The sequence below is a fragment of the Streptomyces antimicrobicus genome, assembly GCF_020532625.1.
GTDB lineage: Bacteria > Actinomycetota > Actinomycetes > Streptomycetales > Streptomycetaceae > Streptomyces > Streptomyces antimicrobicus.
Genome location: NZ_JAJAUY010000035.1, coordinates 36,961 through 48,948 on the forward strand (window position 1 = coordinate 36,961; position 11,988 = coordinate 48,948).

Annotated in this window: 9 protein-coding genes; 1 reads left to right on the plus strand and 8 read right to left on the minus strand. The window is 72.3% G+C overall.

The window, feature by feature from the left end:
• Positions 1-6 precede the first annotated feature (6 nt).
• From LG632_RS12125 to LG632_RS12145, 5 genes are all read right to left on the minus strand, one after another.
• Entirely contained in the window at positions 7-981 is a 975-nt protein-coding gene (locus tag LG632_RS12125) for an HpcH/HpaI aldolase/citrate lyase family protein (RefSeq protein WP_226727007.1), read from the minus strand.
• Positions 978-3,038, minus strand: coding sequence for an ethylmalonyl-CoA mutase (locus LG632_RS12130; protein WP_226727008.1), 2,061 nt, complete (start codon positions 3,036-3,038; stop codon positions 978-980). The genes LG632_RS12125 and LG632_RS12130 overlap by 4 nt, the downstream gene beginning before the upstream one ends.
• A 32-nt stretch (positions 3,039-3,070) precedes the next feature.
• Positions 3,071-4,408 (minus strand): crotonyl-CoA carboxylase/reductase, encoded by a 1,338-nt coding sequence (ccrA, locus tag LG632_RS12135; RefSeq protein WP_226727009.1) that lies wholly within the window; start codon positions 4,406-4,408, stop codon positions 3,071-3,073.
• A 460-nt stretch (positions 4,409-4,868) separates the two neighbouring features.
• Positions 4,869-5,702 carry a TetR family transcriptional regulator gene (locus LG632_RS12140; RefSeq protein ID WP_226727010.1) on the minus strand — a complete coding sequence of 278 codons (834 nt, stop codon included), beginning with the start codon at positions 5,700-5,702 and terminating at the stop codon, positions 4,869-4,871.
• Positions 5,703-5,874: 172 nt separating this feature from the next.
• The gene (locus tag LG632_RS12145; protein WP_226727011.1) at positions 5,875-7,671 is read right to left on the minus strand and encodes a 3-hydroxyacyl-CoA dehydrogenase family protein; all 1,797 of its coding nucleotides are present in this window, start codon (positions 7,669-7,671) and stop codon (positions 5,875-5,877) included.
• 412 nt (positions 7,672-8,083) lie between these two features.
• On the opposite strand from LG632_RS12145, the gene LG632_RS12150 reads away from it, so the two are divergent.
• A complete protein-coding gene (locus LG632_RS12150; protein WP_226727012.1) occupies positions 8,084-8,650 on the plus strand; it encodes a HEAT repeat domain-containing protein in 567 nt (188 codons plus the stop codon).
• Here the strand turns inward: LG632_RS12150 and LG632_RS12155 are convergent.
• The 3 genes from LG632_RS12155 to LG632_RS12165 all read right to left on the minus strand — a co-directional run bounded on the left by LG632_RS12155 (position 8,628) and on the right by LG632_RS12165 (position 11,817).
• A complete protein-coding gene (locus tag LG632_RS12155) occupies positions 8,628-9,041 on the minus strand; it encodes a RidA family protein (RefSeq protein ID WP_226727013.1) in 414 nt (137 codons plus the stop codon). The two genes, LG632_RS12150 and LG632_RS12155, sit on opposite strands and share 23 nt — an antisense overlap.
• A gap of 77 nt (positions 9,042-9,118) precedes the next feature.
• Positions 9,119-10,678, minus strand: a complete 1,560-nt coding sequence (locus tag LG632_RS12160) for an alpha/beta hydrolase (protein WP_226727014.1) — start codon at positions 10,676-10,678, stop codon at positions 9,119-9,121.
• 107 nt (positions 10,679-10,785) lie between these two features.
• Positions 10,786-11,817, minus strand: a complete 1,032-nt coding sequence (locus tag LG632_RS12165; protein ID WP_226727015.1) for an Rv2578c family radical SAM protein — start codon at positions 11,815-11,817, stop codon at positions 10,786-10,788.
• Between the last annotated feature and the right edge of the window lie 171 nt (positions 11,818-11,988).

An 11,988-nucleotide genomic window follows, 5' to 3' on the forward strand; every position in this document is an offset into this window, starting at 1 on the left:
GCCCTTCTAGTTGCCGGGGATCTCGAACTTCGACGTGCGGCGCATGCCGGCGGCCCGGCCCTTGCCCGCGATGACCAGGGCCATCTTGCGGCTGGCCTCGTCGATCATCTCGTCGCCGAGCATCGCCGAGCCCTTCTTGCCGCCCGCCTCGGACGTGCACCACTCGTACGCGTCCAGGATCAGCTCCGCGTGGTCGTAGTCCGCCTGGGAGGGCGAGAAGACCTCGTTCGCCGCCTCGACCTGGCCCGGGTGCAGCACCCACTTGCCGTCGAAGCCCAGCGCCGCGGCGCGGCCGGCGACCTCGCGGTAGCCGTCGACGTTCTTGATCTGCAGGTAGGGGCCGTCGATCGCCTGCAGGTCGTTGGCCCGGGCCGCCATGAGGATCTTCATGAGGATGTAGTGGTAGGCATCCGCCGGGTAGCCGGGCGGCTGCTCGCCGACGACCAGCGACTTCATGTTGATCGAGGCCATGAAGTCGGCCGGGCCGAAGATGATCGTCTCCAGGCGCGGCGAGGCCTGGGCGATCGCGTTGACGTTGTTCAGGCCCTGGGCGTTCTCGATCTGCGCCTCGATGCCGATCTTGCCGACCTCGAAGCCCATGGTCTTCTCGATCTGCGTCAGCAGCAGGTCCAGCGCCACGACCTGCTCGGCGTTCTGCACCTTCGGCAGCATGATGCAGTCCAGGTTCTGGCCCGCGCCCTCGACCACGGTGACCACGTCCCGGTAGGTCCAGTGGGTGGTCCAGTCGTTCACCCGCACGACCCGGGTCTTGCCGGTCCAGTCGCCCTCGTTGAGGAACTTCACGATGGTGTGCCGGGCCTCGGGCTTGGCCAGCGGGGCGCAGGCGTCCTCCAGGTCCAGGAAGACCTGGTCGGCGGGCAGCCCCTGCGCCTTCTCCAGGAAGCGCGGGTTCGAACCCGGGACCGCGAGGCAGGAGCGGCGCGGCCGCAGGCGGTTCACGGGGCTGGCGGGGGTGGTCATGCGGGGACCTCCGTGCTGATGAGGGGGCTGAGCTTGTTCGCTTTGCGGATCTCGTCGACGATACGGCCGATGATCTCCGTGATACCGAAGTCCTTCGGGGTGAAGACGGCGGCCACACCGGCGGCCTTGAGTTCCTCGGCGTCGGCATTCGGAATGATGCCGCCGACGATGACGGGCAGGTCACCCGCCCCCGCCGTGCGCAGGCGTTCGAGCACGTCCGGCACGAGCGCGCTGTGCGAACCGGACAGGATGGACAGTCCCACGCAGTGCACGTCCTCGGCCAGGGCCGCGGACGCGATCTGCTCCGGGGTCAGCCGGATGCCCTGGTAGACCACCTCGAACCCGGCGTCGCGGGCCCGTACGGCGATCTGCTCGGCGCCGTTGGAGTGCCCGTCCAGACCGGGCTTGCCCACCAGCAGCCGCAGCCGGCCGGTGCCCAGCTCCTGCGCGGTCCGGGTGACCTTCGCACGGACCTCGGCCAGCGGGGTCCCGGGCTCGGCGGCGACCGCCACCGGGGCCGAGGAGACCCCGGTCGGGGCCCGGAACTCGCCGAAGACCTCGCGCAGGGCGCTCGCCCATTCGCCGGTGGTGACACCGGCGCGGGCGCACTCCAAGGTGGCCTCCATCAGGTTCTCCGTGCCGGCCGCGGCCTCCTTCAGCCGGTCCAGGGCCTGCTGGACGGTGGGGAAGACGAACGGGTCGCCCTCGCCCTGCCGGTCGCTCGACTCCTGGCGCTCGGCCCGCCAGCGGGCGATCCGCTCCACGATGGTGGCCTCCACCGCGCCGTCCACCGTCATGATCGCGGTGTCCAGGTCGGCGGTGAGCGGGTTGGGCTCGGTCTGCTGGAAGCAGTTCACGCCCACGATCTTGTCCTCGCCGGCCTCGATCCGCGCCCGCCGCTCGGCGTGCGAGGCGACCAGCCGGGACTTCAGGTAGCCGGACTCGACGGCCGCCATCGCGCCGCCCATCTCCTGGATCCGCTCGATCTCCGCCAGGCACTCCGCCACCAGGGCGTCCACCTTGGCCTCGATCACGTGCGAGCCGGTGAAGATGTCGTCGTACTCCAGCAGGTCGCTCTCGTGGGCCAGGACCTGCTGGATGCGCAGGCTCCACTGCTGGTCCCAGGGGCGGGGCAGGCCCAGCGCCTCGTTCCAGGCGGGCAGCTGGACGGCGCGGGCGCGGGCGTCCTTGGAGAGGGTGACGGCCAGCATCTCCAGCACGATGCGCTGGACGTTGTTCTCCGGCTGCGCCTCGGTCAGGCCGAGGGAGTTGACCTGCACGCCGTAGCGGAACCGGCGCTGCTTGGGGTCCTCGATGCCGTAGCGCTCGTGGGTGATCCGGTCCCAGATGCGGCCGAAGGCACGCATCTTGCACATCTCCTCGATGAAGCGGACTCCCGCGTTCACGAAGAAGGAGATCCGGGCGACGACCTCGCCGAACCGCTCCTCGGGGACCTGACCGGAGTCGCGGACCGAGTCCAGCACGGCGATCGCCGTCGACATCGCGTACGAGATCTCCTGGACGGGGGTCGCCCCCGCCTCCTGGAGGTGGTACGAGCAGATGTTGATCGGGTTCCACTTGGGGATGTTGTTGACCGTGTACGCGATCATGTCCGTCGTCAGGCGCAGGCTCGGCCCGGGCGGGAAGACGTGCGTCCCGCGGGAGAGGTACTCCTTGACGATGTCGTTCTGCGTCGTGCCCTGGAGCTTGGAGATGTCCGCGCCCTGCTCCTCGGCGGCCACCTGGTAGAGCGCCAGCAGCCACATGGCGGTGGCGTTGATCGTCATCGAGGTGTTCATCTGCTCCAGGGGGATGTCCTGGAACAGCCTCCGCATGTCGCCCAGGTGGGAGACCGGGACCCCGACCCGGCCCACCTCGCCGCGGGCGAGGATGTGGTCGGGGTCGTAGCCGGTCTGCGTCGGCAGGTCGAACGCGACCGACAGGCCGGTCTGGCCCTTGGCGAGGTTGCGGCGGTACAGCTCGTTGGACGCCTCGGCCGTGGAGTGGCCGGCGTACGTCCGCATGAGCCACGGACGGTCCTTCTGGCGCTCTGTCATCTCAGGCGGTCCTTATGGCCTTTGGAGCGGACTCAGATGTTGCGGAAGCGGTTGATGGCGTCGAGGTGCTGGGCGCGCATCTCGGGGTCGCGGACGCCCAGGCCCTCCTCGGGGGCCAGGCACAGGACGCCGACCTTGCCCTGGTGGAGGTTGCGGTGGACGTCGTAGGCGGCCTGGCCGGTCTCCTCCAGGGAGTAGACCTTGGAGAGGGTGGGGTGGATCTTGCCCTTGGCGATGAGGCGGTTGGCCTCCCAGGCCTCGCGGTAGTTCGCGAAGTGCGAGCCGATGATCCGCTTGAGGGACATCCACAGGTAGCGGTTGTCGTACTCGTGCATGTAGCCGGAGGTCGAGGCGCAGGTGGTGATGGTGCCGCCCTTGCGGGTGACGTAGACCGAGGCGCCGAAGGTCTCCCGGCCGGGGTGCTCGAAGACGATGTCGATGTCCTCGCCGCCGGTCAGCTCGCGGATCTTGGAGCCGAAGCGCTTCCACTCCCGCGGGTCCTGGGTCTGCTCGTCCTTCCAGAACTTGTAGCCCTCGGCGTTGCGGTCGATCACGGCCTCGGCGCCCATCGAGCGGCAGATGTCGGCCTTCTCGGGGGAGGAGACGACGCAGATCGGGTTGGCGCCGCCGGCCAGGGCGAACTGGGTGGCGTAGGAGCCGAGGCCGCCGCTGGCGCCCCAGATGAGGACGTTGTCGCCCTGCTTCATGCCGGCGCCGTTGCGGGAGACCAGCTGGCGGTAGGCGGTGGAGTTGACCAGGCCGGGGGCGGCGGCCTCCTCCCAGCTGAGGTGGCCCGGCTTGGGCATCAGCTGGTTGGACTTGACCAGGGCGATCTCGGCCAGGCCGCCGAAGTTGGTCTCGAAGCCCCAGATGCGCTGCTCGGGGTCGAGCATGGTGTCGTTGTGGCCGTCGGAGGACTCCAGCTCCACCGAGAGGCAGTGCGCGACGACCTCGTCGCCGGGCTTCCAGGCGTTGACGCCGGGGCCGGTGCGCAGGACGACGCCGGCCAGGTCGGAGCCGATGATGTGGTACGGCAGGTCGTGGCGCTTGGTGAGCTCCGACAGCCGGCCGTAGCGCTCCAGGAAGGAGAAGGTCGACAGCGGCTCGAAGATCGAGGTCCACACCGAGTTGTAGTTGACCGAGGAAGCCATCACGGCCACCAGCGCCTCGCCCGGGCCCAGTTCGGGCAGCGGGACCTGGTCCAGGTGCAGGGACTTGCGCGGGTCCTTGTCGCGGGTGGCGAGCCCGGCGAACATCTCCGTCTCGTCCTTGTGCACGGTGACCGCGCGGTACGAGTCGGGCAGCGGCAGGGCCGCGAAGTCTTCGGTGGTGGCGGCCTGCGACTGGATCGCGTCGAGGATGTGCTTCACGGTGATGCCTCCGGCGAGCGCTGAATGAGGGTGCGCTGGGTGAAGTGCTGAGCTGAGGGTCTGGGTGCCGTCGGTTCGGCGGTGCGTGGTGCGGTGGCGACGCCTGTGGTGGGGCGCGGGAGGTGCCTGTGACGCAGGCGTCCGGGGCGCGTTCCCTCGTCTGTGCCGACGTGGACCGCGGGGACATCCGGACGGCTTCAACGTATGGCACCCCGTGTCACTCGGCAAGGCACTGCGTGCCAAAAATTTCTCTCATTTGCCGATTGACCTGCGCAGATGAGCGATGATCGATCAGAGTTACCCGGGAGTAGGGGCAACTCGGGCAAACGAAAGTGGCCGCCCCCACAACGGGAGCGGCCACTGTGACGAGCGCTACGTGCGAGCGCTCCTTCCCGAGCCTTGTCGTCTCGGCGCCACCTCCGCCGAGCCTTGCCGTCCGAGCCTTGCCGTCCGAGCCGCCCTACTTCCGGCGCAGGGCCTCCTCGATCGTCCGCATGACCTCGTCGAGCGGGGCGTCGGTCCGGGCGACGGCCACCAGCACCTCGCCCTCGGTCCGCACCTGGGCCTCGGCCCGCGCCGCCGGGTCCGGCGTAGCGCCCTCCGGGGAGCGGCGGCCGGCCCCGATCCCGGTGCCGAAGGTCTTGCGCACGATCGCGAAGGCGTGGTCCAGCTGGGCCTCCACGTCGCCCTGGCCGCCGGCCCGCAGCCAGCGCCGCAGCACGTGGTTGTGGGCCGTGACCACCGCCGACGCGGCCACCTCGGCGAGCAGCGGGTCGTCGTTGCCGTCGTGGTGGTCGTGCTCGTCGAAGTGGGCCAGCAGGTAGCGGGTGAACAGCCGCTCGTAGCGGGCCACCGAGGCGATCTCCCGCTCCCGCAGCGTCGGCACCTCGCGCGTCAGCCGGTAGCGCTCCACGGACACCGCCGGGGAGGCGGCGTACATCTTCATGACCTCCTTGATCCCGCGGCACACGGTGTCGAGCGGGTGCTCGTGCGCCGGGGCCGCGTCCAGCACGGCCTCGGCCCGGATCAGGGTGTCGTCGTGGTCGGGGAAGATCGCCTCTTCCTTGGAGCGGAAGTGGCGGAAGAAGGTCCGCCGGGCGACGCCGGCCGCCGCGGCGATCTCGTCGACCGTCGTCGCCTCGTACCCCTTGGTCGCGAACAGCTCCATCGCCGCCGAGGCGAGCTCGCGGCGCATCTTGAGCCGCTGGGCGGCCGCCCGTGAGCCGGCGGAGCTCTCCGGGACGTCGGAGGGAGCCGTGGCGGCGCGGGCCTGGGTCTTGGCGGACTGGGACATAGTGCGAACGTACTGCATGGACGCACGGGCGTGCGCCGGAGGGCTCGCCGGGTCCGAGGGGTGGGACGGATGCGGGGGAGGGCCCGCACTGGGCTCGGGAGGGTATGTCCGCCGTGAGGGTCCGGCGGACCCGAGCAGCCCTCCCCACGCATCCGGCTCGTGGGCCCGCGCGTCAGCGGCGGGCGTACTCACGGAATCCGCGGCCGGTCTTCCGGCCCAGGCAGCCCGCCGCCACCAGGTGCTCCAGCAGCGGGGAAGGGGCCAGGCCCGGGTCGCGGAACTCCTTGTGGAGCACCTTCTCGATGGCCAGCGAGACATCGAGGCCGACCACGTCCAGCAGCTCGAACGGGCCCATCGGGTAGCCGCCGCCCAGCTTCATCGCGGCGTCGATGTCGTCCAGCGAGGCGTAGTGCTGCTCCACCATCTTGATCGCGTTGTTCAGGTACGGGAACAGCAGCGCGTTCACGATGAAGCCGGCCCGGTCCCCGCAGTCCACCGGGTGCTTGCGGATCCGGGCGCAGACCTCGCGGACCGTGGCGTGGACGTCGTCGGCGGTGAGGACCGTGCGGACCACCTCGACCAGCTTCATGGCCGGCGCCGGGTTGAAGAAGTGCATGCCGATCACGTCCTGCGGGCGCGAGGTGGCCCGCGCGCACGCCACGACCGGCAGCGAGCTGGTCGTGGTGGCCAGCACCGCGCCCGGCTTGCAGACCTTGTCCAGGGTCTGGAACAGCTCCTGCTTGACCGCCAGGTCCTCCGCGACCGCCTCCACGGCCAGGTCCACCTCGGCGAAGGCCTCCAGCGAGTCGGCCGGGGTGATCCGGGCCAGCGTCGCGGCCGCGGCCTCCTCGGTCAGCCGGCCCTTGGCCACGGCCCGGTTCAGCGACGAGCCGATCGCGGCCTTCGCCGCGTCGGCCTTCTCCTGGCTGCGGGCGGCCAGGACGACGTCGAACCCGGCCTGCGCGAAGACCTGCGCGATCCCGCCGGCCATGGTGCCCGAGCCGGCCACGCCGACCGAGCTCACCGGCCGGCCGGCCCCGAGGCGGGCGTCGTCCAGCGGGGTCTGGGCGTCACGCACCACCGCCGCGCTGCCGGGGGCCTCGTACGTGTAGAAGCCGCGCCCCGCCTTGCGGCCGGTCAGCCCCGCCTCCGCGAGGTGGCCCAGGATCGGCGCCGGCGCGTGCAGCCGGTCGCCCGAGGCGGCGTACATGGCCTCCAGGACGGTCCGGGCGGTGTCCACGCCGATCAGGTCGAGCAGGGCGAGCGGGCCCATGGGCAGGCCGCAGCCGAGCTTCATGGCCGCGTCGATGTCCTCGCGGGAGGCGTACTTCGACTCGTACATGGCGGCGGCCTGGTTGAGGTAGCCGAACAGCAGCCCGTCGGCGACGAAGCCGGGGCGGTCGCCGACGGCGACCGGCTCCTTGCCCAGCTCCCGGGCCAGGGCGGTGACCGCCTCGACGGCGGTCGGCGCGGTCAGCACCGAGGAGACCACCTCGACCAGCTTCATGGCCGGCGCCGGGTTGAAGAAGTGCAGGCCGAGCACCCGCTCCGGGTGCCGCGACTCGGCGGCGAGCCGGGTCACCGACAGCGCGTTGGTCCCCGTGGCCAGGATCGTTTCCGGCCGCACGATGGCGTCGAGCGCGGCGAACACCTGGCTCTTGAGGGCGTAGTCCTCCGGCACGACCTCGATCACCAGGTCGGCGTGGACCGCGGCCTGGAGGTCGGTGAAGGTGCGCAGGCGCGCCAGCACGTCGGCGCGCTCCTGCTCGGTCAGCCGCTCCTTGGCCAGGGCGCGGGCGGTGGAGGCCTCCAGCGCGGCCGTGCAGGCGCGGGTGGCGGTCTCGCTGATGTCGATGCCGATGACCTCGCGGCCGGCGCGGGTGAGGACCTCGGCGATGCCGGTGCCCATCGTGCCGAGGCCGACGACGGCGATGGTCTGGAGGGTGGGCTGGGTGGACTGACGGTCCATCGCGGGACTCCGGTGGAATGAGGGTGACGACTGAAGGCGTGGGCCGCGCGCGGGGCGCGGGGAGCCGGGGCCGGCGCACGGCTGCACAGGCCGTGCGGCGCGCCCGGGGCGGCGTACGCGCCAGGGCGTACGGAGATACGTCAGGTACGAGATGAGGAGCACGGGCACGCGGTGCACCGCTGACGCGCCGGGGTAGGGCGCGTACGGAAGGGTGCGGGGCGTGCGGTCGTACGGGCATGCGTGCGGGGAACCGGCGCGCCCTGTCCCGGGGCGTACGCCGTGCAGCTGTGCCGAACCGATCGAACCCGAGAGCGGCTGCGTCACCAGGCCGCGCTCGTAGGGCGAGATTAACCGGTCGGTAACTCCTTGGCCAGAGCACAGGAGATGTGAGTTGCGCCGCTATCGTGTCCGCGTGGATGTGCTGGAGCGGCTCCGGACCGAGGCGGCGGGCTCACCCGACTACGAGGCCCTGCTCGCGGCCGGGCCCGACGGGCTCGCCGCGGCCCTGGCCGCCGCCGGGCGGCCCCTGTGGGCGCGGGAACTGGCGGCGTACCGGCTGGGACTGGCCGGGGACCCGCGCGCCTTCGAACCGCTGGTCCTGCTGCTGAACCACCGCGACCCGCCGCGCTGCGCGGCCGCCGCCCGGGCGCTGGCCGCGCTCGGCGACCCGCGCACCGGGCGGGCCGCCGCGGCCCTGGCCACCAACGAACTGCGGGTGGCCTACGCGCTGGAGCCCGTGCGGCTGCTGGTGTCCCTGCGCGTGCCGGAGGCCGTGCCCGCGCTGGTCGCCGTCCTCACCCGGCGGCTGGCCCCCCACGACCCCTACACCAAGGTGGCCCTGGCCTGCGTCGAGGGCCTGGGCGCCCTCGGCGACGAACGGGCCCGAGCGGTCCTGACCCGGGCCCAGGGGCACCCGCGGCTGGCGCTCGCGGCGACCCGGGCCCTGAAGTCCTTGGTCAGCGCGCCGCCGGCGGGATGACGGCGAAGGCCTCCACCTCCATCAGCAGCTCGGGGTCGACCAGCGCCGCGACCTGCACCGCCGAGGCGGCGGGCAGCCGGTCGGCGGGGATGTGGGCGTCGCGGGCCGTGCGCAGGGCGGCCATGTGGCGCACGTCGGTCACGTAGTACGTCATCTTCACGACGTCCTCGAACGTCGCGCCGGCCGCGGCGAGGCAGCGCCGCAGGTTCTCGAAGACCTGACGCGCCTGCGCCTCGGGGTCGCCGGCGCCCACGATCCGGCCCTGCTCGTCGAAGGCGCACTGCCCGGAGACCGCGACGAACGTGCCGGTGCCGAGGACGACATGGGTGTAGCCGGTGCCGGGGTGGACGCCCTCCGGTGCCGCCGTGCGGATGATGTGATCACTGGTCATGTGCCGATCATGCACGCGACCCGGCCCGGGACGGCCCCCGGGGCGGGAGCCGGGGGCCGGGGTCGGGGTGCGGGTGGTCAGCCGCGGTGGCCGAGGAGGCCGTGGAGGGCGGCGCCGCCCGCGGTGGCCGGGACCGCGCGGGTGGCGGTGGTGGGCTTCGGCTCCGCCTGGGCCGCGCAGGTCGCGTCCGTCGCCGTGCCCGAGGTCAGGTAGGCGGCCACCTTCTCGTCCAGGCACTTGTTCCCGCTGAGCGCGATCCCGTGGTTGCCGCCGCCCTGCTCGACCACCAGCGCGGACCCGGCCAGCTTCGCCCGCATGCTGAGCGCGCCCTCGTACGGGGTCGCGGCGTCGTCCGTCGCCTGCAGCAGCAGCGCCGGCGGCAGCTCGGTGTTGGTCACGTCCGGGGCCTGCAGCGCCTCGGTCGGCCAGAACGCGCACGGCGCGTTGTACCAGGCGTTGTTCCAGGTCATGAACGGCGCCTTGGCGTGGGTGCGCCACATGTCCGCGCGCCAGGTGTTCCAGTCCTTCGGCCAGGCCGAGTCCCGGCACTGCACGGCGGTGTAGGCGCTGTAGCTGTTGCCGGCCGAGGGCTCGACCGCCCCGAACCGCTCGTACGCGGCGACCAGCGGCTTGGCGTCGCCCTTGACCTCGTACGCGGCGAAGGCCTCGGCCAGGCTCGGCCAGTAGCCGTTGTAGTAGCCGCCGGGCAGGAAGGTGTCCTCCAGCTCGGCCGGGCCGACCTTGCCGCCCGCCGGGGTCTGCCGCAGGGCGTCGCGCATGGTGTACCAGCGGGACTCGACCTGGGCCGGGTCGTCGCCCAGGCCGTACGCGGCGTCGTGCCGGGCGACCCAGGCCAGGAACGCCTTGTGCCGGGCGTCGAAGGCCACGTCCTGGGCCAGGTTGTCCTCGTACCAGACCCCGCTCGGGTCCACGACCGAGTCCAGCACCAGGCGGTGCACCCGCGCCGGGTGCAGCTTGGCGTAGACCGCGCCCAGGTACGTACCGTACGAGTAGCCGAAGTAGCTGATCTTCGCCGCGCCGAGGGCCTGGCGGATCAGCTCGATGTCGCGGGCGGCCGAGACCGTGCCGACGTGCGGCAGCAGGTCGGGGTGCCGGGTGGCGCAGGCCTGGGCGAAGGTGCGGACCCGCTCCAGGTTGGCCCGCTCGTCGGCGGCCGAGCGCGGGACGGAGTCCGGCCGCACCGGGGTGAAGTGCGCGGTGCCGCAGTCGAGTGCCGGCTCGCTCTTGCCGACCCCGCGCGGGTCGAAGCCGATGACGTCGTACTGCGCCGCCACCGCCTTGGGCAGCGCGGCGGCCACGTACCCGGCCAGGTTGCGGCCGCTGCCGCCGGGGCCGCCGGGGTTGACCAGCAGCGGGCCCTGGGACCTGGCGGCGGTGTGCGGGACGCGGGTCAGGGCGAGGGTGATGGTCCGGCCGGCCGGCTGCGCGTGGTCGAGCGGGACCTTCAAGGAGGCGCACTGCAGCGTCGGGTAGCGCGGCGTCGCGCACTTGGTCCAGCGCAGCGCGGCGGCGCCGCCGCCGTCCGGTGCCGCGGCCGGGGCGGACTGCGCGGGCGGGCTCGCCAGGGCGGTGGCGACGGTGGCGATCGAGAGCAGGACAGCGGCGCGTTTCTTCACAGGGGCCTCCCAGCCGAGGGTTCTGGGCGAATCGTCCCGGAAGGCTCGCCCGGAGGGCGCCGATTGTGCCGCCTTTTGGCCCGATGTGATGATGTTTCAGCGGCCGGTCACAGCAGCGTCAGCTGCGTCGGACCGGAGGCGTCGTCGTCCCCCGCCTCCTGCGGCCGGGTGATCCGGCGGGCGGCGCCGCGCCGGGCGGGCCCGATCCCGTACGCGTCGGCCAGCTCGTGGACCTGACGGGTGATCCGGCGCTGGTACCAGGTGGGCGCGTAGGACCCGCCCGCGTACATCCGCTCGTACCGCTCAACCAGGTGCGGGTGGTGCGCCGCGAGCCAGGCCATGAACCACTCCCGGGCGCCCGGGCGCAGGTGCAGCACCAGCGGGGTCACCGACGTGGCACCCGACTTCGCGATGGCCCGCACGGTGCCGCGCAGCTGCTCCGGGGAGTCGCTGAGGAAGGGGACGACGGGTGCCATCAGGACCCCGCAGCCGATGCCGACGTCGGTCAGGGTGCGCACGACGTCCAGCCGGCGGGCGGGGGAGGGGGTGCCGGGCTCCAGCGTGCGCCACAGTCCGGCGTCGGTGAAGCCGACCGAGACCGAGATCCCGACCTCGGTGACCGCGGCGGCCCGGCGCAGCAGGTCCAGGTCGCGCAGGATCAGCGTGCCCTTGGTGAGGATCGAGAACGGGTTGGCGCGGTCGGTGAGCGCCTCGATGATCCCGGGCATGAGGCGGTAGCGGCCCTCGGCGCGCTGGTAGCAGTCCACGTTGGTGCCCATGGCGATGTGCGCGCCGGTCCAGCGCGGGGCGGCGAGCTCGGTGCGCAGCAGCTCCGGGGCGTTGGTCTTGACGACGATCTGGGAGTCGAAGCCCAGGCCGGTGTCGAGGTCGAGGTAGCTGTGGGTCTTGCGGGCGAAGCAGTAGACGCAGGCGTGCGTGCAGCCGCGGTAGGGGTTGACCGTCCATTCGAACGGCATCCGCGAGGCCCCCGGCACGCGGTTGACGATCGACCGGGCCCGGACCTCGTGGAAGGTGATGCCGCGGAACTCCGGGGTGTCGAAGGTACGCGTGACCACGGCCCCGGCCCCGAACAGCGCGGCCGGCCCCGAGGGGCCGTCGGTCAGGTTGTCCCAGCGCATGGTGCCCTCCTCGGTGGTTCTACGGCCGAGAATAGAACAAACGTTCCCATGATCGTGCGCGGAGGAAAACCCGCTGGTCGCCGGCCTGCCGCCCCGGGCGGACCGCGCGCCGCACCAGGTGCTGCCGGGCCACGAGCGGGCGGGACGCCGGATCGTCCGCGACCGGCCCTG

Excerpts from the sequence above, each read along its gene's own strand:
- LG632_RS12125 (WP_226727007.1), bottom strand. The coding sequence starts at position 981 with ATGACCACCCCCGCCAGCCCCGTGAACCGCCTGCGGCCGCGCCGCTCC.
- LG632_RS12130 (WP_226727008.1), bottom strand. The coding sequence starts at position 3,038 with ATGACAGAGCGCCAGAAGGACCGTCCGTGGCTCATGCGGACGTACGCC.
- LG632_RS12140 (WP_226727010.1), bottom strand. The coding sequence starts at position 5,702 with ATGTCCCAGTCCGCCAAGACCCAGGCCCGCGCCGCCACGGCTCCCTCC.
- LG632_RS12145 (WP_226727011.1), bottom strand. The coding sequence starts at position 7,671 with ATGGACCGTCAGTCCACCCAGCCCACCCTCCAGACCATCGCCGTCGTC.
- LG632_RS12155 (WP_226727013.1), bottom strand. The coding sequence starts at position 9,041 with ATGACCAGTGATCACATCATCCGCACGGCGGCACCGGAGGGCGTCCAC.
- LG632_RS12165 (WP_226727015.1), bottom strand. The coding sequence starts at position 11,817 with ATGCGCTGGGACAACCTGACCGACGGCCCCTCGGGGCCGGCCGCGCTG.